The organism is Pseudoselenomonas caprae (genome assembly GCF_008271345.1).
GTDB classification, from domain to species: Bacteria; Bacillota; Negativicutes; order Selenomonadales; family Selenomonadaceae; genus Selenomonas_A; species Selenomonas_A caprae.
Genome location: NZ_VTOZ01000008.1, coordinates 22,650 through 48,005, shown reverse-complemented (window position 1 = coordinate 48,005; position 25,356 = coordinate 22,650). Strand labels below are relative to the sequence as shown.

General features: G+C 50.9%; 27 protein-coding genes and 1 pseudogene. 23 read left to right on the top strand and 5 right to left on the bottom strand.

Going from position 1 to position 25,356, the window contains the following annotated elements; genetic code table 11:
* Nucleotides 1-27: 27 nt before the first annotated feature.
* The 16 genes from FZ041_RS05300 (at nucleotide 28) to FZ041_RS05220 (ending at nucleotide 14,116) form a co-directional block, all read left to right on the top strand.
* Entirely contained in the window at nucleotides 28-756 is a 729-nt protein-coding gene (locus tag FZ041_RS05300) for an ABC transporter ATP-binding protein (protein ID WP_075445005.1), read from the top strand.
* Between the two features lie 15 nt (nucleotides 757-771).
* Nucleotides 772-1,698 (top strand): SufB/SufD family protein, encoded by a 927-nt coding sequence (locus FZ041_RS05295; RefSeq protein ID WP_075445007.1) that lies wholly within the window; start codon nucleotides 772-774, stop codon nucleotides 1,696-1,698.
* A 130-nt stretch (nucleotides 1,699-1,828) separates the two neighbouring features.
* Entirely contained in the window at nucleotides 1,829-2,314 is a 486-nt protein-coding gene (locus FZ041_RS05290) for a MarR family winged helix-turn-helix transcriptional regulator (protein ID WP_075445009.1), read from the top strand.
* A 60-nt stretch (nucleotides 2,315-2,374) separates the two neighbouring features.
* The gene (locus FZ041_RS05285; RefSeq protein WP_075445011.1) at nucleotides 2,375-3,469 is read left to right on the top strand and encodes an HlyD family secretion protein; all 1,095 of its coding nucleotides are present in this window, start codon (nucleotides 2,375-2,377) and stop codon (nucleotides 3,467-3,469) included.
* Nucleotides 3,450-4,634 (top strand): ABC transporter permease, encoded by a 1,185-nt coding sequence (locus FZ041_RS05280; protein ID WP_149188807.1) that lies wholly within the window; start codon nucleotides 3,450-3,452, stop codon nucleotides 4,632-4,634. Before FZ041_RS05285 ends, FZ041_RS05280 begins: the two co-directional genes overlap by 20 nt.
* Before the next feature lie 11 nt (nucleotides 4,635-4,645).
* Complete coding sequence (locus FZ041_RS05275) at nucleotides 4,646-5,188, top strand: universal stress protein (protein ID WP_369407312.1); 543 nt, start codon at nucleotides 4,646-4,648, stop codon at nucleotides 5,186-5,188.
* A gap of 177 nt (nucleotides 5,189-5,365) precedes the next feature.
* Nucleotides 5,366-5,719 carry a VOC family protein gene (locus tag FZ041_RS05265; protein ID WP_255449260.1) on the top strand — a complete coding sequence of 118 codons (354 nt, stop codon included), beginning with the start codon at nucleotides 5,366-5,368 and terminating at the stop codon, nucleotides 5,717-5,719.
* 100 nt (nucleotides 5,720-5,819) lie between these two features.
* On the top strand, nucleotides 5,820-6,827 hold the full coding sequence (locus FZ041_RS05260; protein WP_149188806.1) for an ROK family protein: 1,008 nt from the start codon (nucleotides 5,820-5,822) through the stop codon (nucleotides 6,825-6,827).
* Nucleotides 6,824-7,999 (top strand): MFS transporter, encoded by a 1,176-nt coding sequence (locus FZ041_RS05255; RefSeq protein ID WP_439653963.1) that lies wholly within the window; start codon nucleotides 6,824-6,826, stop codon nucleotides 7,997-7,999. Before FZ041_RS05260 ends, FZ041_RS05255 begins: the two co-directional genes overlap by 4 nt.
* 14 nt (nucleotides 8,000-8,013) lie before the next feature.
* Nucleotides 8,014-8,880 carry a histidinol-phosphatase HisJ family protein gene (locus FZ041_RS05250; RefSeq protein WP_149188805.1) on the top strand — a complete coding sequence of 289 codons (867 nt, stop codon included), beginning with the start codon at nucleotides 8,014-8,016 and terminating at the stop codon, nucleotides 8,878-8,880.
* 19 nt (nucleotides 8,881-8,899) lie between these two features.
* Complete coding sequence (locus FZ041_RS05245; protein ID WP_149188804.1) at nucleotides 8,900-9,733, top strand: HAD family hydrolase; 834 nt, start codon at nucleotides 8,900-8,902, stop codon at nucleotides 9,731-9,733.
* Between the two features lie 142 nt (nucleotides 9,734-9,875).
* Nucleotides 9,876-10,139: a hypothetical protein gene (locus tag FZ041_RS05240; RefSeq protein ID WP_255449259.1), complete on the top strand. Its 264-nt coding sequence runs from the start codon at nucleotides 9,876-9,878 to the stop codon at nucleotides 10,137-10,139.
* Between the two features lie 13 nt (nucleotides 10,140-10,152).
* A complete protein-coding gene (locus FZ041_RS05235) occupies nucleotides 10,153-10,518 on the top strand; it encodes an ACT domain-containing protein (RefSeq protein ID WP_075445025.1) in 366 nt (121 codons plus the stop codon).
* 202 nt (nucleotides 10,519-10,720) lie between these two features.
* The gene (locus FZ041_RS05230; RefSeq protein WP_149188803.1) at nucleotides 10,721-12,469 is read left to right on the top strand and encodes a 1-deoxy-D-xylulose-5-phosphate synthase; all 1,749 of its coding nucleotides are present in this window, start codon (nucleotides 10,721-10,723) and stop codon (nucleotides 12,467-12,469) included.
* Nucleotides 12,470-12,493: 24 nt separating this feature from the next.
* The gene (locus FZ041_RS05225; protein WP_149188802.1) at nucleotides 12,494-12,973 is read left to right on the top strand and encodes a flavodoxin; all 480 of its coding nucleotides are present in this window, start codon (nucleotides 12,494-12,496) and stop codon (nucleotides 12,971-12,973) included.
* 18 nt (nucleotides 12,974-12,991) lie between these two features.
* The gene (locus FZ041_RS05220; protein WP_149188801.1) at nucleotides 12,992-14,116 is read left to right on the top strand and encodes an MBL fold metallo-hydrolase; all 1,125 of its coding nucleotides are present in this window, start codon (nucleotides 12,992-12,994) and stop codon (nucleotides 14,114-14,116) included.
* Nucleotides 14,117-14,241: 125 nt separating this feature from the next.
* On the opposite strand, the gene FZ041_RS14950 is transcribed toward FZ041_RS05220, so the two are convergent.
* From FZ041_RS14950 to FZ041_RS05205, 4 genes are all read right to left on the bottom strand, one after another.
* A complete protein-coding gene (locus FZ041_RS14950; protein ID WP_369407314.1) occupies nucleotides 14,242-14,427 on the bottom strand; it encodes a phosphatase PAP2 family protein in 186 nt (61 codons plus the stop codon).
* Between the two features lie 240 nt (nucleotides 14,428-14,667).
* Nucleotides 14,668-15,156 (bottom strand): hypothetical protein, encoded by a 489-nt coding sequence (locus tag FZ041_RS05210; protein WP_143092183.1) that lies wholly within the window; start codon nucleotides 15,154-15,156, stop codon nucleotides 14,668-14,670.
* A gap of 55 nt (nucleotides 15,157-15,211) precedes the next feature.
* Nucleotides 15,212-15,364, bottom strand: a complete 153-nt coding sequence (locus FZ041_RS14425) for a hypothetical protein (RefSeq protein ID WP_187626316.1) — start codon at nucleotides 15,362-15,364, stop codon at nucleotides 15,212-15,214.
* Between the two features lie 85 nt (nucleotides 15,365-15,449).
* The gene (locus tag FZ041_RS05205) at nucleotides 15,450-16,823 is read right to left on the bottom strand and encodes a DUF389 domain-containing protein (protein ID WP_149188800.1); all 1,374 of its coding nucleotides are present in this window, start codon (nucleotides 16,821-16,823) and stop codon (nucleotides 15,450-15,452) included.
* Nucleotides 16,824-16,963: 140 nt separating this feature from the next.
* On the opposite strand from FZ041_RS05205, the gene FZ041_RS14945 reads away from it, so the two are divergent.
* The 3 genes from FZ041_RS14945 (at nucleotide 16,964) to FZ041_RS05190 (ending at nucleotide 19,736) form a co-directional block, all read left to right on the top strand.
* The gene (locus FZ041_RS14945) at nucleotides 16,964-17,260 is read left to right on the top strand and encodes a PAS domain-containing protein (protein ID WP_149188799.1); all 297 of its coding nucleotides are present in this window, start codon (nucleotides 16,964-16,966) and stop codon (nucleotides 17,258-17,260) included.
* 13 nt (nucleotides 17,261-17,273) lie between these two features.
* A complete protein-coding gene (locus FZ041_RS05195; protein WP_255449268.1) occupies nucleotides 17,274-17,804 on the top strand; it encodes a pyridoxal-phosphate dependent enzyme in 531 nt (176 codons plus the stop codon).
* Between the two features lie 279 nt (nucleotides 17,805-18,083).
* The gene (locus FZ041_RS05190) at nucleotides 18,084-19,736 is read left to right on the top strand and encodes an FAD-dependent oxidoreductase (protein WP_149188797.1); all 1,653 of its coding nucleotides are present in this window, start codon (nucleotides 18,084-18,086) and stop codon (nucleotides 19,734-19,736) included.
* A gap of 115 nt (nucleotides 19,737-19,851) precedes the next feature.
* Here FZ041_RS05190 and FZ041_RS05185 read toward each other — a convergent pair.
* A pseudogene (locus FZ041_RS05185) lies at nucleotides 19,852-21,034 on the bottom strand (IS3 family transposase).
* A gap of 225 nt (nucleotides 21,035-21,259) precedes the next feature.
* On the opposite strand from FZ041_RS05185, the gene FZ041_RS05180 reads away from it, so the two are divergent.
* The 4 genes from FZ041_RS05180 to FZ041_RS05165 are packed head-to-tail and all read left to right on the top strand — an operon-like array spanning nucleotide 21,260 to nucleotide 25,335.
* Nucleotides 21,260-22,243, top strand: coding sequence for a restriction endonuclease (locus FZ041_RS05180; protein ID WP_149188796.1), 984 nt, complete (start codon nucleotides 21,260-21,262; stop codon nucleotides 22,241-22,243).
* Nucleotides 22,244-22,287: 44 nt separating this feature from the next.
* Nucleotides 22,288-22,494, top strand: a complete 207-nt coding sequence (locus FZ041_RS05175) for a hypothetical protein (RefSeq protein ID WP_149188795.1) — start codon at nucleotides 22,288-22,290, stop codon at nucleotides 22,492-22,494.
* A gap of 46 nt (nucleotides 22,495-22,540) precedes the next feature.
* Nucleotides 22,541-24,802 (top strand): DEAD/DEAH box helicase family protein, encoded by a 2,262-nt coding sequence (locus FZ041_RS05170; protein WP_187626315.1) that lies wholly within the window; start codon nucleotides 22,541-22,543, stop codon nucleotides 24,800-24,802.
* Complete coding sequence (locus FZ041_RS05165; RefSeq protein WP_149188793.1) at nucleotides 24,799-25,335, top strand: hypothetical protein; 537 nt, start codon at nucleotides 24,799-24,801, stop codon at nucleotides 25,333-25,335. Before FZ041_RS05170 ends, FZ041_RS05165 begins: the two co-directional genes overlap by 4 nt.
* Nucleotides 25,336-25,356: the final 21 nt, after the last annotated feature.

Genomic DNA, 25,356 nt, shown 5'->3' with positions numbered 1-25,356 from the left:
AAATAAAAAAGGGAGAGCTGAATATACATGTTGGAATTGAGGAACATTTCCTTCCATGTCACGGAGGGAAACAGCCAGGTGGATATCATCCAGGACCTGAGCCTCACCGTTGACAATCGGAAGTTTGTGGTCATCACGGGGCCGAACGGCAGTGGCAAGTCTACCTTGGCAAAAATCATAGCGGGCATTGAGCAGCCCACTTCCGGCCAGATCCTTTTGGACGGGGAAGATATCACCCACAAGAGCATTACGGAGCGGGCAAAGATGGGCATCAGCTTTGCCTTCCAGCAGCCGGTGCGCTTCCGGGGCTTGCAGGTCATCGATCTGCTGCGCTTGGCAGCGGGGAAGAAAATTTCCCATATCAAGGCCTGCGATTATCTTTCCGAGGTAGGGCTCTGTGCCAATGACTATCTCAATCGCGAAGTGAACAGCTCCTTGTCCGGCGGTGAACTCAAGCGTATCGAGATTGCCACCATTCTGGCCAGGAAGACCAATCTGTCCATTTTCGATGAGCCGGAGGCCGGCATCGACCTCTGGAGTTTCCAGAACCTCATCCGCATCTTTGAGAAGATGCGGGAGGAAATCGAGGAAAGCTCCATCATCATCATTTCCCATCAGGAGCGCATCCTGCAGATCGCGGACGAAATCATCGTGCTGGCTGACGGCCGGGTGCAGGAACATGGTGCTGCCAAAGATATCCTGCCCAAGATCATGGACACGGAAGTCAGCATGCCCATGTGCAGGAAGTTTCAGTAAAGGGGAGGCCACGCTATGTTGAAGATGGATGAAATACAGAAAAGACTGCTGCTGGAGGTGGCGGATCTCCACGATGTCCCCATGGGGGCGTATAATCTGCGGGCCAATGGCAAATCCGTGGGCCGCGGCAGCAGTGCCAATATCGAAATCACCTCGAAGGAAGATGGCTCCGGCATCGATATCCACATCAAGCCCGGCACCAAGAATGAGAGCGTGCATATCCCCGTGGTCATGAGCGAAAGCGGCATGAAGGAAACGGTGTATAACGACTTCTACATCGGCGAGGGCGCCGATGTGGTGATCGTGGCAGGCTGCGGCATCGACAACTGCGGTACCCAGGACTCGGAGCATGACGGCGTGCACCGCTTCTTCGTGGGGGAGAATGCCAAGGTCAAGTATGTGGAAAAACATTACGGCTCTGGCGATGGCATGGGGCAGCGCATCCTGAATCCTGTTACGGAAGTGACCATGGAAGCAGGCAGCTCCATGGAGATGGAAATGGTGCAGATCAAGGGCGTGGATTCCACCAGCCGCACCACCAAGGCCAACCTCAAGGCAGATGCCAGCCTGATCGTGCGGGAGCGCCTCATGACTCATGGCAAGCAGTATGCGTACAGCGAATATGAGGTGTCCCTGGATGGAGAAAATGCCAGTGCTGATGTGGTGTCCCGCGGCGTAGCCAAGGACAAGTCCTATCAGAAGCTGGACCTGCGCATCGTGGGCAACGCTGCCTGCCATGGACATACGGAGTGCGATTCCATCATCATGGACGAGGGTCGCATACTGGCAGTGCCTTCCCTGGAAGCCAACAACGTGGATGCCATGCTGGTGCATGAAGCTGCCATCGGCAAGATTGCCGGCGACCAGCTCATCAAGCTGATGACCTTGGGCTTGACGGAAAAAGAAGCCGAAGAACAGATTGTCAACGGCTTTTTGAAGTAAGAGATAGGGAGCTGTCTCCTGAGTGATTTTTGCTTGGGGGATAGCTTTTTCGCGTCAAGCAGCGTTGACAACAGGAAAAAAATCATTATAATGTATAGTTAGCAAGCTAATCATATTAACGGAGAAGATCATGAAACGGGAAATGGTACCTACTTTTGCCGAGTTGGAACGGCATAAGAAAATCGTGCCGGAGATAAATCCAGCGGCAGTCATCGCCATGCTGAACATCAAGACGGCCAGTGAGGAGATCCAGCAGTCCATTCTGGATGTGCTGCAGCAGGACTATCAGCTGTCAGAGGGGAAATTCTGTGCGCTGGTGGTGCTTCACCAGCATGGCAAAGAGGGCATTGCGCCTTCGCTGCTGGCGGCCAAAGTAGGGGTGACCCGGGCCACCATCAGCAATATGCTCCAGCGCATGGAACGGGATGGACTGGTAGATATCCGTCCCGCGGCACAGGATGGCCGGGCCAAGGTGGTGAGCCTGACGGAAGCGGGCTGCGATTTCATGGAAGGGATCCTGCCGGACCATTATCTGCGGGTCAGCAAGCTCATGGAGAAGCTGACGGAAGCAGAACAGAAAGAGCTTATTATGCTGCTGGAAAAATTAAGTGCCTGAGGCACTTGATTTTTTTGTCAATATAGTTAGCTAGCAAACTATATAAGGAGAGAATAGCGGATGAATACGAAAGAAAAAGCCAAGCGCACAGGGATATTATTCATTGCCCTGCTGATCATCGGGGGGCTGGTGCTGATGTATACGGGCAACGATGCCTTGGTGCTGGCTACGGAGAAGAAAGAGGGTATCCTTACGGCTGAACAGGTGAAGCTGTCCTTTGACTCCGTCGGCGGACGGCTCGTCAAGGAGGCGGTGAAGGAAGGAGACTGGGTTAAGAAAGGCGATGTGATCATGGAGCTTGACGCTACGGACACAGATCTTTCCATCGCCAAATTGAAGACCCAGATTGCCCAGATGGAGGCGCAGATCGCCTCGGCCAGCGGAACGCAGGGGATCAACTACCTCAAAGCGGATACAGATGAAAGCCAGAACTATCGCGGCATCGATCAGCAGCAGGCTGCGGTACAGTCTGCCAGTGTGACCTTGAAGAATGCCCGGATCGACTATGACCGCAAGGCTGCGCTGCTGGAGGCTGGCGCCATTGCCCAGTCCCAGCTGGATGATGCGGAGATGGCCCTCAATGTGGCGCAGGCCAATCTGGAGCAGCAGAAACAGCTGCTGAATAAACTGACTGCCGCCACCAACGGCAGCGGTACGGACGCCATCGCGCAGGAACGGCTGGCCGCTGCCAATATGGCCAACGATGTGGAAGCCCTGCGCCAGCAGAAGGCTGCCCTGGAAGTCCAGCTGAAGGAGCTGGAGGTTGCCAAGGAACGCCTGACCCTGCGTGCCCCGGAGGATGGCAAGATCCTCAAAGTGCTGGCCAAGGAGGGGGAGATGATTTCGCCCTCCACGCCGGTGGTGCTGCTGGAAAGCAGCCGTAGCTACTACGACATCTATGTCAGCGAGAAGCAGGCTGCCCATCTGGCCGAGGGCAAGGTGATCACAGGAACTACGGTGGCTGGGGAAAAGGAGGTTACCGGCACGATCCGTCTTTTGGCGCAGGCCCCGGGTTTTGCTGATCTGAAGAATTCCCGGGAGAAGGGCCAGTCGGACCTGTCCGCCTTCCAGGTACGCATTTACATCGATAAGCAAGAAGGGGTAATCCCAGGCATGACGATTGAGGTGAAAGACAGTGAATTCACTAAGAGATGAGTTGCGGTTCCTGTTTTCCGGTCAGGGAATGCCTTATGAAAAAGTCTGTCTTATGGTGGCTATGGTCATCACGGTCATCATGTCAGTGCTGCTCAGTGGCAACATTGCCAAGGATGCGAAGGTCGCTGTCATCGATCTGGATAACTCGGCGTATTCGCGCGAATTGATAAACCATATCGAGGCTTCGGAGTTCATGAAGGTCACGGCGGTGCTGAACACGCCGCAGGATCCCAAGGAGCTGTTCTATCAGGACAGGGCTGTGGCGGTGGTCTACTTCCCGCCGGGGCTGGAAAAGGCCCGCTATACCGGTGAGGCGGCCAATCTCGGCGTTTTCTATGATAACACCAGTTCTGCGGCTACCAGCAACATCAAGGAGGCCCTCAATGAAATCGTAGGGCTGGACAATGCGGTGGCCAACGGTGACGTGGGCAGCAGCAATGACAGTCTGCAGGGGCAGCTCAGTCTGGCATCCCGTAATCTCTTCAATCCCCAGGATTCCAAGGATAACGGCGAAACGCTTGGGTTCCTGCTGTTCTTTGGGGCCATGTTCTTTACCTTTGCCACCATCGGCATGATCCCCAGGCTGCGGCTGAGCCATCAGCTCGACGAGGTGCTGCTTCATGGGACTCCCTGGGATCTGCTGATCCGCCTGGTGCCCTACGGCTTCTGCCTGCTGGTATCCTGGGTCGTGGGGCTGGCTGTGCTGCGTGTCTGGGGTGATCTGACTTTTTCCGGCAGTCTGCTGACCTTCGTAGTCGTGCAGCTGTTCATGATCCCCACCATCGGGGCGCTGTCGCTGTTCTTTGGCTGGACTGCGGCCAATCCCGGCATTGCCTCGAGCCGCATGATCCTCTTCATTCCCGGGGGATTCATTTTCGGTGGCATGACGGCACCTACCACCTTCTTTGCGGACTGGGTGGTGAAATTCAGCCATGTGTTTCCGTTGACCTGGGAATTCCATTTCCAGCGGGACATCATCGCCCGCGGGGCAGGCTTCCTGGATATTTCCCAGACCTTTGGGGCTTTCCTTCTCTATATGGGGATCGTGGGGATACTGTTCTGCCTGCGGTTCAACGCTTCCCGCAAGGAGCTGCTGGCCAAGCAGGCAGCCGGCGCGCATCAGCAGGAACAGATGGCAGCGCTGGTGAAGGAACTGGCAGAATAGGGGATGATATTGTGGAAAAGACAGAAATGACAAGTCAAAGGGATGCTGCCGCTTGGATTGAGGAAATCAGAAAGCGGCCCCGGCAAGCTATCACATGTGACCGCATCCTGCTGCCTACGGACGGTTCCGGCCAGGCATTCCAGGCCGTGCGGGAGGCAGTCCGGCTGGCAGCTGTGACCCAGGCGGAAATCACCCTGCTGATGGTGGTGGACTACAACCAGGAGGTGACAGCCTTTGAGCAGGTCAGCCTCAGTGGCTATGTGCCAGCGGAGCTGAAGATCGCTGCCTATCAATTCCTCGCTGACCTGATGCATGCAATCCCCAGCGAAATCCACGCCCATACCCGCGTGGAGGTGGGCAGCCCTGGCGAGGTCATCCTCCAGGTGTCAGAGGAAGAGGAAAGCGATATGATTGTCATGGGGACGCATGGCTTCGGCACCTTCCGCAGCATCCTCCAAGGCAGTGTGTCCCGCTTTGTCACGCAGCATGCGGCTTGTCCCGTGCTGCTGTGCAGGGGGCTGCCGGCGGAGTGGGAGCTGCCGGCGGGGAAATGACCCCGTATCGTTCACCCAGGCAAGGATGTCTCTGTCCTTGCAATTCGGCGCGCTCATGCCGTCGATGCCCTCGTGGGCTTTGGCGATAGATTGGAACCATCTGACAGGAAATAAGCATTCTGTGGCGAAGTATAGGCATAGAGAGGTTATGTTGGCGGATTGGTATGAGGATGGTGTATGCAGATGACAGAGGAAAAGGCGTATATTGATCATGCGGCGGTTACGGTAGCCGATATCCAGTGGAGCTTGACGTTCTTTGAAGAGGTGCTGGGCATGACCGTGACCCGGCGGCGGGAGAACGAGGGCAAGCTGCAGCAGGTCTGGCTCGATGGGGGTATCCAGCTCATTGAGGCACCGGAAGAAGTGCCGGATGGACAGGCCCATCACTTGGGAATAAGGGTGCGTGACTTCAAGGGCACGTTAGCAAAGATGCTGGCCTATGAAGGGGTTCATCCCGTGGCGGGCAAGCCGGAAAAATGGGTGCAGCTGCCGGATGGCTTGCTGCTCGAGCTGTTTCCCAGCGAAAAATGACAGCGGTGGTGCAAAAGACAGATCCTGACTGTTGACAAAAGCAGTCAGGATTTTATATTATAGGTTTATAAAGTTATTATACAAACTAAGCGGAGTAAGTATGGACAAGAAAGATTTGCGCAAGCATAACTTGCAGAAGGTACGTCAGGCCCTGCGCGCCCTGAAGCAGGCGACCAAGCCGCAGCTGGCGGAACGCACGGGGCTCAGTGCCATGACGGTGAATACGCTGGTGAAGCTGCTGCAGGAAGGCGGCGAGGTGGAGCTGCTGGAGGATTTCCGGCCTTCGGCTTCGGAGGAGGGGGGACGGCCGGCCAGGCAGTACCGGTATCTGGCGGACAGGCGTCTGGCCCTCACGCTTTGCTTCTATGAGGAAGCGGGCGAGAACCAGATGGAAGTGAATATCGAGAACCTTTTGGGGGATACGGTCTTTGCCGAGCGGGTGGCTTGCCCGGAGGTATCGCCGGCCTACCTGTTGGCAACCATCCGGCGGTACCAAGGGCAGTATCCGCAGCTGGCTTTGGTGATGATGGGCCTGCCAGGGGTGGAGGTGGACGGCATGATGGCTGTCGTCGACTATCCGGCCTTGAAGGGCGTGCGGCTGCGGGAGCAGCTGGAAGCGTCCACGGGGCTGCCCGTCTGTCTGGTCAACGATATCAACGCTGCGGTTTCGGGGTATGGCATGACCTTGGGGCAGGCGGCCCGGCAGGAAACGGTGGTAGGCATCTATTGGCCGCGGAATTATCCGCCAGGGGCAGGCATATTGCTCAACGGTGAGCTGTATAAGGGCCGTGACGGGCTGGCCGGAGAGATTTCCTGCCTGTTTGACCGCGGCCAGTATCAGCCCGCAGCAATATCGGCGGCTCAGGTGGCAGAAAAGATCGTCAGCTTTGTCCGCTTCTGGAACCCGCATGGCATGGTGCTGTATCTGGAGGGGATAGCGCCGGAACAGGAAGCGGAGATCCGCAAGCTGTGTGTGGCCTCCTTGCCAGAGCGCTTCCTGCCGGAGCTCATTCTGGGCAGGCAGCTGCGGGAGGACTACCGGCGCGGGATTCATGCGCTGGCAGGAGCTTATCTGGAAAAATGCGAACGGAATGGAGCGAAGGTATGAACGAGAGATTTGACCGGTCAAAAGTCAAAGAGCGGTATGCGGCGGGGAAAATGCGGCAGCATTCCACGCGGGCGTTGTTCTTCATCGGCGGCTTCGGGGCCGCATCCTGGGCGCCATTGGTGCCGCTCTTGCGGGAAAGGCTGGCTATCGGCGAAGACGTGCTGGGCATGCTGCTCTTGTGCATCGGCATCGGGTCGCTTTTGACCATGCCGCTTTCTGGGGCGGCCGCTGTGCGTTTCGGCTGCCGGAAGACGCTGTCGGTGGCTGCCACGGTCTTTGCCTTGCTTTTGCTGGTTTTGTGTCAGGTAGACAATATGGTTCTGGCAGCCCTTTCACTGCTGGTCTTCGGCGCGTTGATGGGCTGTATTGATGTGGTCATCAATATTCAGGCGGTGCTCGTGGAAAAGGCGGCCAAGCGCCGCTTGATGTCCGGCATGCATGCTCTTTGGAGTGTCGGCGGTTTTATCGGCGCCGGGCTCTTTGGCATTTGGGTGGGCACGTTGGGGCTGACACCGTTGATTTCCACCTGCATTGCCGTGGGGATAATGCTGCTCACGCTGGCCTTTTTTGCCTGCCATCTGCTGCCCTTCGGCGGTGAGAGCGGCGGGGCCATGGTGGCGATCCCGCGGGGTATCGTGGCCTTTGTGGGCGTAGTGGCCTGCATTGCCTTTCTGGTGGAAGGGGCAATCATGGATTGGAGCGGTGTTTTCCTTACCACTGTCCGCGGTTTTGATCTGTCCTTGGCAGGCATGGGCTTCACGGTTTTTTCAGCTGCCATGCTTGTCATGCGGCTGTTAGGAGATGTTACCGTGCAGCGGCTGGGGCAGAAACCCGTGGTGGTAGGTGGCAGCTTGCTGGCTTTCCTGGGTTTCCTGCTGGTGATCTTTGCGCCCGGTTCGCTACTCTTATACACAGGCTTCTTTGCCATTGGCATCGGCAGTGCCAATATCGTGCCGGTGTTCTTTTCTTTGCTGGGCAAGCAGCAGGATATGCCCATCAGCATGGCAGTGCCGGCGGTAAGCACTCTGGGGTATCTGGGCATCCTTATGGGGCCGGCGGCCATCGGCTTCCTGGCCCATCAGACCAGCCTCTATGCTGCCTTTGGCCTGCTGGCGGCATTGGTGGCAGCCCAGGCGGCCGTTGCCGCTTATGTCTATAAAAAGGTTTTGTGAGGGAGGATATGCTTATGCTGGCAGATTATCATGTGCATACGGAGTTCAGTGATGATTCCCGTGAACCGATGGAGGAGCAGGCAAAACGGGCGGTTTCGCTGGGCTTGCAGGAAATGTGCTTTACCGATCACGTGGATTATGGCATCAAGAAGGACTGGGATGAGGGGGGGATCGAGTACCGCGGCGGCGATGGCATAGGTCTGGCGGCAGAGGAACTGCAGCCCTTGGCCAATGTGGATTATCCTAAGTACTTTGCGAAATTCAGCCGGGTCAAGACAGACTTTGCGGAAGAGATAGACTTGCGTTGTGGTTTAGAATTCGGCGTGCAGGTCGGCACAATTTCCAAGTATGAGGCTTTGTTTGCGAAATACGCGGACAAGCTGGACTTTGTGCTGCTCTCCATCCATCAGGTGGAGAACAAGGAATTCTGGAATCAGGAATTCCAGCAGGGACGCAGCCAGCAGGAGTACAACGAGCGGTACTATCAGGAAATGTATGACGTGATGAAGAACTTCAAGCATTACGCGGTGCTGGCCCATCTGAACCTTATCAGTCGCTATGACAAGCAGGGGAAATATTCCTTTGCAGCCGTCAGGGATATGATAGCCGAGATCCTGAAGCTGGCCATCGCCGACGGCAAGGGCATTGAACTTAATACTTCTTCCTGGCATTACGGTCTGGATGACACTATGCCTGCCCGCGATATCCTGCGGCTCTACAAGGATCTGGGCGGCCGCATCATCACGATCGGTTCCGATGCTCATTCTATCAAGTATCTGGCCGACCATATGGAGGAGGCCCGGGCTATCCTGCGGGATGCGATCGGCATGCAGGAAGTCTATACGTTCAGGAATATGGAGCCCATCGGGCATAAATTATGAAGAAAATGGAGTGGGTAGCGTGAGCAGGATTATTTTCATTGATGTGGATGGTACGCTGGTGGATTATGACAATGCCTTGCCGGAATCGGCAGTGGCGGCTATCCGCCAGGCCAGGGCAAATGGGCATAAGGTATATATCAGCACGGGCCGCAGCCGGGCCGAGGTCTATCAGGAAATCTGGGACATCGGCCTTGACGGCATGATTGGCGGCAATGGCAGCTATGTGGAGGACAACGGGCAGGTGGTCATGCACCAGCTACTCACGGCAGAGCAGAGCCGCCGCATCGTGGACTGGCTCCATGAGCGTCAGCTGGAATTTTATCTCGAAAGCAACAATGGCCTCTTTGCCAGCGAGAACTTCGAGACCCGGGGCGAGCCTGTCATGCAGGAATATTCGGCCCGCAAGGGACAGGACAATGCCGCCAGGATGACCGTGCGGCAGGCTTTCCCCGAAATGATTTTCGGTGGGGAGCTTTACCGGGACGATCTGAACAAGGTCAGCTTCATCCTCGAAAGCTATGAGGACTTCCTGGCAGCCAAGGAAGCCTTCCCGGATCTGCAGGCAGGCACCTGGGGCGGCGTCGGGGAAACGGCTCTGTTCGGGGACCTGGGCGTCAAGGGCATCACCAAGGCTCATGCCATTGATGAGCTGCTGAAACATATCGATGGCAAAATTGAGGACACCATCGCCTTCGGCGATGCCAAGATTGACTTGCCCATGTTTGAATACTGTGCCATGGGTGTGGCCATGGGCAACGGCGGCGAAGAAATCAAGGCCAAAGCGGATTTTGTGACGGATGCGGTGGCTGATGATGGACTGGCCAATGCCTTCCAGCGGCTGGGGTTGATTTGATACAGGCAACGTGGTAACATAGGAGCATAAGAACATAAAAAGGTGCCTGTTGCCACCGGGTAGCAGGAAAGACGCCATATCTTTATCGTTAGGTCAGCGAAGATAAAGATATGGCGTTCTTTGCATATTGAAGGGGGATAGGATGATGTTCAGAAAGATGAGACGCTTTAAGCAGCAGGTCAGTGAAGAGGAATGGGCCCTCAATATCAAGAGTGTCATCGCCTTCGGCAGAATCAGTCTGGTGGAGGACGAAGAGGTGGCTAAAAGGATATGTACCCATCTCGTAGGCAGATTCACCGACGATCAGGAATATCTGGAGAAGGAATTAAAAAATGCCCTGCCACGGGTGCAGTGCCTGGCGATGGGTATTGAGTATATGACAGGTAAGTTGGTAAATGAGTCGTAAGGAGGGGGAGCAGATGGAATTGAAACAAATTGATGGCCGGCTGACGGTTTGCAAACTTAAAACGACGGCAGAAATTGACTTGAATCAAGATTTTTATTTTGTTGGCAGGACGGATGAGGAAATATCCCTGGTCTGCAAGACTGAGAATACTCCAACTAAAACACTGGAGCGTGACGATGGCTGGCGGGCCTTTCGTATAAAGGGAATACTTGATTTTTCACTGATTGGCATTCTGTCGAAAATATCATCCATATTGGCAGAAAATAAGATAGGGATATTCGCCGTATCCACCTACAACACAGATTATATCCTCGTTAGGGAAGGCGATTTTAATGCAGCATTAACGGCATTGGGGGAACACGGCTACAAAATCGTGTAATTGCCCACTGAGCCGGTACTCCACCTGCGGCTGGCGCACTATGTAAAAATGTGGAGTTAGTGGGACGGGAGGAGCTTGAGAAAATAAAAGTTTAGAAATTTTTTCGGAAGGGGGGATTGACTTGAAGTTTGCTCCAAGGTATAGACTTACAAACATCAGCTGAGATTATGAATGTTGTAAGCTAGAGCAAAGGAGCGATTTCATGTATTTGGAGAAAGTCACGGGTCCTGAGGATATCAAAGGGTTCTCGGCGGAGCAGCGCAGAGCGCTGGCTCGCGAAATGCGGGAGGCTATGCTGAAAAGAGCAAGTATCCATGGCGGCCATTTCGGCCCGGATTTCGGTATTGTGGAGGCCACGATTGCCTTGCATACGGTGTTTGATTCGCCGAAGGATAAGTTTGTCTTTGATATTTCCCATCAGGCCTATCCCCATAAGATGCTGACGGGCCGCAAGGATGCCTATCTCTATGAGGAGCATTATGACGATGTGTCGGGTTATACCAACCCCGAGGAAAGCCCGCACGATATGTTCAATGTGGGGCATACGTCTACCTCCATCAGTCTGGCAACGGGGCTGGCCAAGGCTCGTGACCTCAAGGGTGACAAGGAAAATATCATCGCCATCATCGGCGATGGTTCCATGAGTGGCGGTGAAGCATTGGAAGGGCTGGATACTGCCGGGGAGATGAAGTCCAATCTGATTATCGTGTTCAATGATAATGACCAGAGCATTGCTGAAGTTCACGGCGGCATGTATAAGGGCTTTAAGGAATTGCGTGATACCAACGGTAAGTCGGAACGCAATCTGTTCAAGGCTATGGGACTTGATTATCGCTTCGTGGCCGATGGCAATGATGCCGAGGCGATGATTGCGGCTCTGGAGGAAGTCAAGGATATCGATCATCCTGTGGTGCTGCATATTGTCACCAAAAAAGGAAAAGGCTATAAGTTTGCCGAAGAGAATAAGGAAGAGTGGCACTGGCATATGCCCTTTGATATCGAGACCGGTGAAGTGACACAGCCGTTGATTGACCCTTATGCGGAACAGACGGCGGAGACCTTCCTGCGGCTGGCCAAGGAGGATAAGAAATTCATCGCCATCTCGGCAGCAACTCCTGCCAGCATGGGGCTTACCCAGGCAAGCCGTGAGGAGCTGGGTGAGCATTATATCGACGTGGGCATTGCTGAGGAGCAGGCGGTGGCTATGGCATCCGGTTTGGCGAAAAATGGTGCCCATCCGGTCTTTGGGGATTATTCCTCGTTCTTCCAGCGTACCTATGACCAGCTGGCACAGGATGTATGTGTCAATAACAGCCCCGCAACCTTCCTGGTGTTCTGGGCCTCCATGTACGGCATGAATGATGTAACCCATCTGGGCTTCTACGACATCCCCATGATGAGCAATATCCCCAATCTTGTTTATCTGGCACCCACTTCGCCGGAGGAATATCAGGCCATGCTGGACTGGTCGGTGGCGCAGGAAAAATACCCGGTAGCCATCCGGGTGCCCCATATGATGGTGGGGAGCTCCAACCGTCCTGTCCGCAAGAGCTATGACGAGCTGAACAAGTACGAGGTGGTCCGCCAGGGCAGCCAGGTGGCTCTTATCGGTCTGGGCAGTTTCTGCAATCTGGCGGAGGATGCGGCAGCCAAGCTCAAGGACCAGGGCATTGAGGCTACGGTAATCAATCCGCTCTTTATCACGGGGCTGGATGAGGAACTGCTGGAAAGCCTGAAGGAAAACCACGATATGGTGGTGACGCTGGAAGATGGCGTGCTGGAAGGCGGCTTTGGCGAGAAGATTGCCCGCTTCTATGGTGCTGACAGGATGAAGGTGCTGAACTTCGGCCTGCCCAAGAAATTCTATGACCGCTATGATTACGGTAAGCTGGCGCAGGAACATCATCTGACTGCTGAACAGATTGCCGAGGATATCATAAAGACTTTATAAGTGTAGAAGGGAGAAGGATCCATTATGAGCAAAGCATTAGTCGCGTATTTTTCTGCCAGCGGTGTGACGGCCAAGGTTGCCAGCAATCTGGCCGAGGCCGCAGGGGCAGATCTTTTTGAGATCAAGCCGGAGGTGCCCTACACAAAAGAAGACCTGAACTGGCAGGACAAGAACTCCCGCAGCAGCGTGGAGATGCGGGATACTGCCTCCCGTCCGGCGGTGGCGGGCAAGGTGGAGAACATGGGAGATTATGATGTGATTTTCCTGGGCTTCCCCATCTGGTGGTATGTGGCTCCCCATATCACTAACAGCTTTCTGGAAGAATATGACATGTCAGGCAAGAAAATCATTCTTTTTGCCACTTCCGGCGGCAGCGGCTTTGGCAAGAGCGTCGCAGGCCTTCAGGATAGCTGCCCAGGGGCGACAGTCATGGAAGGAAAAATTTTGAACGGCGGTCCTTCAATCGATGCGCTGAAAGAATGGGTGGATAGTCTGACGCTTTGATTTATAATGGGGAAAAAGATGAACCGCAGAACATTTATTATGGGAGGTATCGGTGCTGTGGGCATGCTGTCTGCCGGTGGCTGGCTCTTTACCAGGCGGCCGGAGTTTGGCCGCCTGCCCCAAGGGCAAAGGCTGGCCCGCGTGCAGGCCTCGCCTCATTATAAAAACGGCCAGTTCCAAAATCTGGTGCCGGTGCAGGTGATGAATGAGGAGAGCGGGGAGAACCGCTTCGTGGCTATGGCGAAATTCCTCTTTGGGGATAAATCCGAGCTATCTCCCAAGGAAACCATGCTATCTCAAAAGACAGATCTGAAGGCTTTGGACAAAGACAAGGATGCTGTGGTGTGGCTGGGGCATTCCAGCTTCTTTTTGCAGCTGGGAGGACGCAGGATACTGATTGACCCGGTATTCAGCGACTATGCTTCGCCGGTGTTCTTCATCAACAAGGCCTTTCCTGGCAGCAATGTCTACACGGCTGATGATATGCCGGAGATTGATGTGCTGGCCATTTCTCATGACCATTGGGACCATTTGGATTATCCTACTGTCATGGCCCTGAAGCCCAAGGTGAAGCAGATTGTCTGTCCTTTGGGCGTAGGAGAGCATTTTGACTTTTGGGGATTTGACATGTCAACGATCCGTGAGGAAGATTGGGATACGGAAGTCAGGCTGGCGGAGGATTTCTCTGTCCATATCCTGCCCTCCCAGCACTTCTCTGGCCGCTTCCTTGACCGCAATCCAACCTTGTGGTGCGGCTTTGCCTTTGTGACGCCCCAGCGGAAGGTCTATTATACCGGCGACGGGGGCTATGGCGAGCATTTCAAGGCCATCGGCGAAAAGTTTGGCGGTTTTGATTTGATGCTGGGTGAAAACGGCCAGTACAATATGGCCTGGCATGCCATCCATATGCTGCCGGAGGAAACCGCCCAGGCAGCAACGGATGCAAGGACAAAACTGCTGCTGCCAGCCCATGGTGGCAAGTTCGCCCTTTCCCGTCATCCCTGGCAGGAGCCGTATCGGGAACTGACCCGTTTTAGCCAGGGGCGGGGGTATAAACTGCTGACTCCGGAAATCGGGGAGGCGGCTTATCTTGACGGTGGCAAAAAACAGAACTTTGCGTCCTGGTGGGAGAATATGAAATAAAAGAAGAGGCTATTGCATGTAAGTGATATGCTCACACATGCAATAGCCTCTTTACGTGTGTCTGCTTTAAGGGAACTTAGCACGGGTAGACGAGCCCCAGGGAGTTGCTGAAAATTTTCGTGAGGTTATTTCTGGTCAAAGATGGTGCTGCGCAAGTGCCAGGTCAGACAGCTGCCAACAAAGGCTACGATTATGCCGCCTACTACATCGGTGGGATAGTGGACACCTGCATATAGCCGGGAAAAGGCCATGATGACCGCGAAAGCCATAAAAAAGTATCGCGGCCAGCCCGTGCAGGTTCGCCAAAGGATAAAGGCTGCGGCCGTATGGCCAGAAGCACTGCGATTACCAGCCAGATGGCACCATAATGGCCAAGGTTAGTAATCAGCATCAAAACAGGCGTCAATAAATCCGTACGGATGTTTTCCTGTATGAAGATGAGTATTGCTTCGTCCATAAATTACCTCGCTTGGTGTACTGTGTCAAAAAGACATGTTCGCCCATTATCGTTCATTTATGGGTTTATTGTCAATGAGAAAAGGCACAGTGCATTATTCCTTTTTTTCTTTCTTTAAAGGCGAGCACTCCATGGACAAATTCTTCTTGGCGTAAGCTTGCAGGTCATCATGATTTTCCACAACATCTTCTACATAGGCTTTGATGTCTTTTTTGAGGCCTTCCGTATCGGCCGCAGACATTTCCCCGAGCTTTTGGAATGTCTGTTTGTTTTGGCGGGTAAACTCATAATCGTCGTCGTATTTGCGGAACAGCAGGCGGATCATCTTGCGGCGCAGGAATTTTTCCCGGATGATATTGTCCCGCTCCTGAATCCAGGCAATGGACAGCACCGCCAAAACCAGGAATCCCATATAGCCCAGCAAGGGATACATCCAGGATACCAGCTTGGTGAAACCGCCGAAACTGCAGATATAGCCCAAGATTACAATGCCAATGATATAACGATGCATTTTGCGTACATCATCCCCGGCGAAACGGCGGGCGGTGGCGTAATAAAGACTGAAGGCCGTGTTGAAAATCAAGGCAAAGGCACCAATGCCATGGAAACGCCATTCATCACGCAGAGAGCAAAGTAATTCATAACGGATAGGTAGATATTCGGCATAATTGTCCGAAACTCAAAAAGTATTGCAGCATATCCTGGCCGGAAGAAAGCCCAGCTCCCACCAAAACGCCCACATAGGCCATGGCTATGGATAAGGCATCCTTACTGATACGCAAAAAATTCATGGAATCACCTCGTATAGCAAAAAATGAAAAACATATAAATATAAATTGATTTATACCCCAATGACCTGGGATACTCCATAATGTATTAATCTGTTTCTGGTGTAATTCGCAGGATAAAACTTACGGGAAGTTCAGCTTCAGCATTTAGCCATTTTTGCAAGCGGGCTTGTTCGTCTTCGGTAAGTGGTGATTTGCATGTAATGACGGCCAGGAATCCTGTGGGGATGATTTGGCCATCCTTGTTTTCCGTGGCAACGGTGGCGCCTTCAACGCCGGTAAAGGAGGGGAACAGGATAGGGGCTTTTTCCCGTATGCTGGCCAGCAGCTTTTGGTCGGCCTCGAATCGCTGGTAGGCGGGGCTGTAACGCATGCTCAGTTCCTTGTACTTGCGCAAATCTTCCTGGGCCTTGGCAAGGCTTGCTCCGCCAGCGGCGTTCCACTGGGTGTTGATGAGGTTTTGGACATCCTCAGCGCGGACGGTGCCGGACAGATCGTTCTGAATGATATGCAGGTTCCAGTCTGCAAAATGGGAATAAGTCTGCAGCTTTTTTTCCAGTTCGGCCTGTTCTTCATCTGTAACCGTCCGGCCGATAAGAGTCAGATCCAGTTTTTTCTCCTGGGGATTCAGATGAAAGGCGACGACCTGCGGGTTTCCCTGCTGGAAATTGCTTTCGATATAGGCTTTGACCTGCGCATGTTCCAGATTGTTGCGGATGCTCTGGTAGGCCATATACATGCTGGGCAGGATGATGAGCACGCCAAACAGAGAGAGAAGCCAGCGCTGGCGGCGGAAAACTTGCTCGGATACATAGGTCTTGGCAGGAATCTTGATGAATTTCAGCACGATAAAGGTGGTCAGGCAGATGAAGAAGCTATTGATAAAGAAGAGGTAGAGCGCGCCAAAGAAGAACTTGGGCGAATAGGTGGCCAGTCCATAGCCTGCCGTGCACAAGGGCGGCATCAGGGCGGTGGCGATAGCTACGCCGGGAATCACATTGCTCTTTTCGATGCGGGTGCTGCCGATGATGCCGGCCAGGCCGCCAAAGATGGCAATAAGCACGTCCCAGATGTTCGGCTCCGTGCGGGCCAGAAGTTCTGTGGAAGCGGTGTCAATGGGGGAGAGGGTAAAATATACCGCTGAGGTCAGGACGGAGAGACTGACCTGAAACACGAGCTTCAGGAAGGATTCCCGGACATAGGCGCTGTCATAAGTAGCCATGCCATAGCCTAGGGACATGATGACCCCCATCAGGGGCGAGATCAGCATGGCACCGATGATGACGGCGGTGCTGTTCATGTTCAGACCAATCGAGGCAATGAAAATGGCAAGAATCAGGATGCACATGTTTGTGCCTTTGAGGGTGCCGCCGCTATAGATGCGCGCCGCGATTTCTTCCAAGGGAGCGCGGTCCTTTTCCAGGTCAAAGATATTGGCGGCGACGGTTTTGAGGGTATTCATAGATATTCCTCCTTCGATGGCCGTTGCGTGTCTCAAACGCCGTATAGCTCCTTCATGAAATACCTTCTGGGAACGAAAAATGGAACGTCCGCTTCTACATAACTTCGTGATACAGGCTAGATTTCCTGCTGTCCAATTGATTGCTTCAAAATAAAGTAGAGGGCGGGAAGATTGGCCAGGGCTTTGAGCACTTTGTCAAAAGTGCCCTGGAGCAGGGTGATACAAATGAAGATTTTGTAGCCAATGATTTCTTTCGCAAGAAGGGCAAGCTGATTCGTACGTCGTCGGCTATGATTCGTGATGATGAGGGCAAACTGATCGGTGCGCTCTGTATCAATATCGACATGACAAGGATGTTGCAGCAGGCAGAATACATTCAGTCCTTCCTGCCCCCAGGTGAAGGAAAAACCAACGGTCAAGAAGGATGTTTCTCCTGACCGGGTGGAAAATATGGTCTTTTCGCTGATTGATAACATCTTGGCCGATTGTGAGACATCAGCCCTTTCCCGTGAGGAACGCATTGCCAAGATACGCTTCATGGACACACGAGGCATCTTCCAGCTGAAAGGTAGTATTGAGCAGGTGGCAGAGCGCCTGGGGGTAAATAAGGTTACGGTATACAGTTATCTGGATGAGGTTCGTGGTGAACGCTGCCAGCCCTTTATCAAGGCTATGGAAAAAGGTGGGCATGACATTTCGCCGGAGCCGGTGGAACGCACGCAGGCAGAAGGGATTGCTATCGGCTTACCTATGCGGGGGGCAGAGATCCTGGACTATATTTACCGCTACAAGGTGAAGGCGGCCACCATTCCTGAGGATAAGATTCTCGCTGCCCGGGAAGCGCTGTCCCGCCGGGGCATATATGCAGAACATACCACTGCTGCTGTATATGCTGGTTATTTACACTATTGCGAGGAGCATGGACGTACCCGCGACGCCCTGATCTCCATGTGCGGGGCTGGGCTGAAGTCTGACCACTAAAGATAGTGAATGAAATCCCCTTAAGTGAGCACTTTTTCAAGGGCTTGCTTAAGGGGATTTTTGACTTATTTGCAGAAAGACTTGCAAAATGCAGGTAGTAGCGGTATGACATAGCAAGTACATAAAAAAAAATATCAAAACTCTGGGCCAATGCGGGCCTGGGGAATCCAGCAAACCTTGCACGGATATGTAAAAGTGATTGAATCACGAACGATTATCCGGTAAATTGCTATAATCATAATAACATCGAGAAATTGATATTCGTTTGGAGGTATGATTATGGCAAAATATATCGTAGTTGGCGGCGTGGCAGGCGGTGCTACGGCAGCTGCCCGTCTGCGGCGGCTGGACGAAGGGGCAGAAATCATTCTGGTGGAGCGTGGCGGCGATATTTCCTTTGCCAATTGCGGCCTGCCCTATTATGTAGGGGGCGTTATTCCTCGGCAGGACGATTTGCTGGTGATGACACCGGCCAAATTCCGCGGGCTTTTTCATGTGGATGTGCGGGTGCAGAGCGAAGTTATAAAGGTGGATACGGCAGCCCGTCAGGTAGTTATTCGCCATGGGGAGGAAGAATATCCGGAAAGCTATGATGCCCTGCTGCTGTCTCCGGGTGCCCAGCCCCTGCGGCCGCCGATTCCGGGCATCGACCATGAACGCATTGTAACCCTGCGCAATGTACCAGATGCTGCGGTTTTGAAGAAGCTGGCCGGGGATTATCCCCAGGGGCGTGCCGTGGTGGTCGGCGGCGGTTTCATCGGTGTGGAGGCGGCGGAGAATCTGCAGGCCCAGGGCCTGGCCGTGACATTGGTGGAAGCAGCACCCCATATTCTGACTCCCTTTGATACGGATATGGCAGCCTTGGCAGAAGCTGAACTGCGCCAGAACGGCGTGAAACTGCTATTGGAGCAGGGCGTACAGGAATTCCTTCATCATGAGGATGGCACCATTGGCGTTAAAATTCCTCAGGAAATGCTGACGGCTGATTTTGTGGTGCTGGCCATCGGCGTGCGCCCGGATACGGCATTCCTGCAGGATAGCGGCATCGAGCTGGGGGAAAGGGGGCATATTTTAGTTGATGAATATATGCAGACCAGCGCCCCGGCAGTCTTTGCCGTAGGTGATGCGGTGATGACCTTTGACGGCCTGACGGGGAAGAAGGCGGCGCTGCCTTTGGCTGGTCCCGCCAATCGTCAGGGGCGGCTGGCCGCTGACAATATTGCCGGCAAAAAACGCAAGTATGCCGGCGTGGTGGGTAGTTCTGTGCTCAAGGTCTTTTCTTTGACTGCTGCCGCTACCGGCAAAAACGAGCGGGCCTTGCAGCAGGCGGGGCTGGTTTATGGCAAAGACTATCGTTATACCATCACTTATCCCAATGACCATGCATCCTATTATCCCCAGGCGGAGCCCTTCGCCCTTAAAGTGCTGTTCAGCTTGCAGGATGGCAAGGTCCTTGGTGCCCAGGCAATTGGTAAAAAGGGCGTGGATAAGCGGATTGATGTGTTGGCTTCTGTTTTGCGTTTAGGCGGCACGGTGTATGATTTGGAAGATTTGGAGCTTGCCTATGCGCCGCCCTTCTCTTCAGCCAAAGACCCGGTGAATATGGCCGGATACTATGGCGATAACATCCTGCAGGGGCTGACTAATCCCCTGTTGCCGGCGGAACTGGTGGCAGAACAGGAGCGGGGGGCATTGATCATCGATGTGCGTCCGCCGGAAATGTTTGCGGCAGGCCATGTAGAGGGCGCAATCAATATCCCGGCGGCAAAAATGCGGGAACAGCTGGATAAGCTGGATAAAAAACGGCCCCTGGTGGTCATCTGCAAAATTGGCATGAACGGATATTTCATGGAACGCATGCTGAAGCAGTCAGGCTTTGAGGTTCGCAATATGATGGGTGGTTTCACCTATCTGCAGGGAATTTTGCCCTAAACGACCTATATTGCCTTGGGGTCAATCCTTACCTTGGCCTTCTTTGGCGGCCGGCGGCTGGATGTCTATTACACCTGGGAGAATATTCCGTTGAGCCTTTTCCTATCTGTAGTGGTCAAGCATTTTTGTAACACTTGTGCCTTAATAATTGCTGATTTCCTGTCCTGGCTTCGAACGGAGTCTTGTAACCATTATATGAATGTGGCCGCACATGGTTATACCAGACATAAGCGAACGCTTCAACAGATGCATAAAGATCGTCCGCTGCTAGATAGTCATGCAGGTAAATCCATTTGTTCTTTAGCGTGTTGAAGTAGCGCTCCATCAGAGCATTATCATATGGATAGCCAGCTTTGCTCATACTTTGGGTAATACCTGCCGATTCACAGAATTTGGTAAATTCCTTTGAAGTGAACTGAGACCCCTGGCCCGAATGCAGAATCAGATTTTTACTTACGGATGTCTGGGCTTCCAGTGCCTTCTTTACTGTACGGATAGCCAGGTCGGTGGTAATGTTCCTATCCGTAATGCTGGATACCACGCTGCGGTCATGCAGATCGATTACGGAGCAATTATACCGTACGCTGCCATCCTTCAGGAAAAGATATGTAAAGTCAGTAGCCCATTTCTGGTTAATCTGTTCTGCCTGGAAATCCTGGTTCAACAGATTATCAAAAACCTTGTGTACGGTGCCTTTCTGGTAATTCGGCTTCTTCCTTCGAACAATGGCATGAAGATTCAGCTCCTTATTCATGTAGTGATGAACAGTAAGGGCACTAAGATGAACATGCTTTCGTTTCAAGAAAATCTGCATGCTGCGGTAAAACCATCCACACCGTTATGCTTGTGGTATATCGTGGTGATTTCCTTGAGCACACGCTGTTTCTGGGCACGATAAGCAGACTTCCTGTTTTTCAGGAAGTTGTAGTAGGCATTGGGGCAAATGTTGAATTTACGCAGCAACCAGCGCACGCCAAATTCATGATGATGTTCTTGGATGAACCGATAAGCCTCTAATCGATTTTCTTTGCAAAGAATGCCGCTGCTTTTTTTAGGAAAAGATTCTCCTTTCTAAGTTCTGCCATTTCCTTTCTGAGTTTACGTATTTCTTTCATGGAGTCGTATTCATTCTGGCTTTCAGGATTGTTCTGGCATTCTTCGCGAAATTCGTTGCACCAGTTGATAATGCTGGCTTTTGACATTCCATACTCTTCAATGATGCTTCTTATAGATCGGCCTTCTTCAAGCCGAAGGCGGACAATCTGCTTTTTTAATGTTTCGTCGTAATGTTGTGGCATAATAAAACCTCCAAGGATGTTATATTTTATTAGTCACTGGAGTTACAACTTTAGTTTATCACTTCAAAGTTTAGGCGCTTGAGGGTGTAAAATTCTTCTAATTTATGATAAAATAATAAGTGCTGGGAAACCAGCCGCGTACTGGAGTCGGCCCTCCCCATGCGGCTGGCTCTTTTTTATATGATGAAATATTTAAACATAGAAAGATGAGAGGATTCTAGCATTATGGCATACGTTGACAGAACTATCTGGGGAATACATGCAAAAGATGATGACCTTTTTCTTAAGGGGAATATGATTGCCATAGGTTGGCGTGAAATGGGTGATCTTAGAGATATTGGGACTAATAGAGATGACTATAAGGCAAAGTACGAGGCTGTATATCCAAACGCCAAAAAGGGGAGCATTGCCACAAGCGCAGGAATGCTATACCGATTTTGTAATGAGGTTCAAGTTGGTGACTATGTAGTATTTCCGTCAAAGTCGAACCGGGAGGTAAATATTGGTGTCGTAGAAGGGGAATATGTATTCGAACCTCAGAATCATTTTTCCAGTAGAAGAGCTGTTAAATGGCTAAAGCATCTGCCAAGAACTGCTTTTTCTCAGGGGGCTTTGTATGAAATAGGTTCAGCAATGACCTTCTTTACGGTAAAGAACTATGCTGATGAGTTTATGTCGGCTTTGAATAAAAAAATTAAGGATTTCTCTGATGTTGAAGAAGACGATAGCATAGGTGCTACGGCTGAAGATATAATTGAAAGTACAAGAGACTTTATTCTGAAAGAGTTAAGTCGTCAGTTAAAGGGATATGCTTTGGAGGACTTTGTAGCAGACCTTTTAAGAGCTATGGGGTATCGGACAATTGTTTCTCCGCATGGCGGGGATAGCGGTATTGATATTACCGCATATAAAGATGAATTGCCGCCTCGCATTCTTGTACAAGTAAAGAGCCAGGATGGAGACATAAAAGAGACAACAATACAATCTCTAAAAGGTGCTATGCATGAAGGAGATTATGGTTTATTTGTAACATTATCAAATTATACGAAAAATGCTCAAAAATATCTGGAGAACACACCAATCATTCGAGGTATAAATGGTACAGAATTGGTTGAACTGATTTTGAAATACTATAAAGACCTCAATGAAAAGTATCAGAATATGATTCCTCTGAAGCAGGTGTACATTCCAGTTAAAGATGAATTATAACGAATAGTATGGCTATTAACATAGAGTTGAGGACGGAAAGCGATATGCTGCTTAGTCCTGAAACAAAAGCACATATCGTAGCCCTTCAATGCTTAGTACAGGCCGGCAATGACTCTGGCGCACTCAATGATGAAGTTACTAAGTCTTTAGAGGAGCAAATAAACATAGTAATGAATGGCATCGCTGAGGATTGCTATAAGGAAGGCAAACTTTGGTGGAAGAATTCTATTAAAAAGAAAAAAGGGAATTGAATGTTTGTTGTAAATAATAGAAATGGATAAAGCCAGGGAGGTTTCAATGATAGCTGAACAAGAGATTGCAGCCTTTGGGACTGTAACTAAGAAAAAAGGAAAGAATTTCCGGACACCATATAAACACCAGCAGAATGCCATGTGTAATCTGGATCTTATTGATGATATGCCATCGTATAGTACTTTAGTCGTACTCCCAACGGGTGGGGGCAAGACTTATACGGCATCGATGTGGCTTCTGCGTCATGCGTTAAATGAACACAAGAAAATTCTTTGGATAGCCCATCGACAAATGCTTTTGGAGCAGGCAGCCGAATCTTTTACGAAATATGCTTATGATGAGGTGATTCCTAAGATATCATCCTTCGATTACCGTATTGTTTCTGGCGCGACTTCCCATGAACGGACTAATTCTATTGTTCCGTCAGATAATCTTCTCATTGCTAGTAAAGACAGTCTTGGTCGTAATATGGCGGCTTTGGATGGATGGCTACATGGAGAAGATGAAGTTTACCTTATTGTTGATGAAGCCCACCATTCTACGGCTAAAACCTATCGTCGTATTATTGAACATGTGCAAAAAATGGTTCCTAATACAAAGGTTATTGGGCTGACTGCAACGCCATTCCGTACAGCTGAAAACGAGCAGGGGCTACTTGCTAAAATCTATAAAGATGGCATACGGGATGGGCAAATATCTAAAAATGATATTGGAATTACCTATCAAATTGGCCTAAAAGATTTGATAGGACGTCAGATTCTGGCCAAGCCCATTTTTGAAAGCGCATATACTGATGAGTCGTTTGGTAATGAGCTTGGTGTTGACGATTGGAATCATATCAACCAGTTGGACATACTGCCGGACGATATTGCCCGGCAAATAGCCGCTAGTGCAGCTCGCAATAAATTAATTGTCGAGACATACAAAAAAAATCAGCAGAAATATGGTCAGACTTTAGTCTTTGCTGTGAATGTGGTTCATGCAATTACTTTAGCAAAACTCTTTAATCATGCTGGCATTCCGGCAGACTTTATTGTATCGTCCGTAAAAGATATGACATTAGGTGTAACAATTAGTCGTGAAGAAAATGAGCGAAAAATTGAAGATTACCGCAATGGTAAGCTGAAAGTGCTTGTTAACGTCAATATTTTGACGGAAGGTGTAGATTTGCCTCAGACGAAAACCGTATTCTTGGCACGTCCGACCGTATCGACTATTCTAATGACTCAAATGATTGGACGAGCATTGCGCGGTCAGGCAGCTGGTGGCACAAGTGAAGCATATATTGTTTCCTTTATTGACGACTGGAGCGAACATATTGCATGGGTTAATCCGGAATCCATATTTGTTACAGCGGGTGAGGTGGATTTCGATGATAACCCTCGTCAGCGTCGTGCCAATGAACTTCGCATGATTGCTATTTCTAAGATTGAAGAATTTGCGGCAATGCTGGATGACTCGATAGATACTACAGCACTGGAAAAAGTGTCATTTGAAAAACGTATTCCGGTTGGTATGTATGCATTTACCTATCTTGAAGAGAATGGAATGGATCATACATATCAGGTTATGGTCTACGATAGCACTAAAGATGCATATATTGCCATGATGGAGGAACTGCCGGAACTGTTCTCAGCATTTCAGGTGGAGGACGAAGAGTTCCTTGCTGATAGCACGCTTCGTGATATGGCAGAACAGTGTCGCAGCACTTTTTTCTTAGGCGACATGATTCCGCCTTATGAAGAAGATGATGTAATTCAAATCTTGAAATACTATGCACAGTATAGTGAAGCTCCTAAATTCTATACATTTGATGATATTGATCGAAATAAGTTAGATGTGGCAGCTATTGCTCGCCATATCTATGACGAGGATATGGGCCCTCGCAAGAAAGCTGAATATGTAGATTCTCTTTGGGATTCTGCCGAAGATGACGTACTAAGGCTCTTCTTTGGCAAAAAGCTTTACTTTTGGCGCCAGCTGGATATAGAGCTGATGAAAATAACACAACCGTTAATCTATGAAGACAATGTTATTGCTCATGAGAAGAATCTTGAGGATTTGCCTTTACATGAAATTGGCAAGACAAATCCGGATTTAGAAAAAAGGCTTCGTGATGGAGCTTTTGAGAAAGCAAAAAATCAAAAGGGGCAGTATGTATGCCAGAAATGTGGGCTGACGGCTGCCAACAGAGTACCTTTTCAAGTTGATCACATCGTCCCAATGAATAAAGGCGGAAAGTCCACACCGGATAACCTACAGATTCTTTGTCGTTCCTGTAATGCAAGAAAGAGTGATAAATATTGAGTTCCAGCATCTATGATGCACTATCTATAGCCTATTACATTGATAGTCAGGATATGGGCGCCAGACAGCAGGCGGCTTTTTTGCAACGTGTTTATCAAGAGGAACGTGAATGCCTTATAGAGCCGTATCGAAACAATCAGAGGCAGTTTATCCTCGATGTCTCCTATTGGGTAGACTATTTGATTGATAAAGTAACTTTTGATAAAGAATATCCGGCTATCCAAAAAGATTTGCAGCAATTAGGCATGTCGCTTCAAGTCTTCGACTATGAAGATGAATACGCTGATATTGATTTTTATTTTATGCAATTACGGTTGCGCATAAGATATGAGCTTACCCAAGGATACACGCGAATAAAATTGCGGACGTTGCTAAGACATTACGGATACAAACGTCGTAGCCAAAAAATTATGCTTCATATAAGCAAATGCTTAAATCACTTTCATTTGTTGCCGACGCAAAAAGGTTTGATATGTGATATTTGGGATTTATCATTGGATGAAATGATTACTTTTAAAATTGAACCAACTTAGTCGAACGTGCCAATATACATT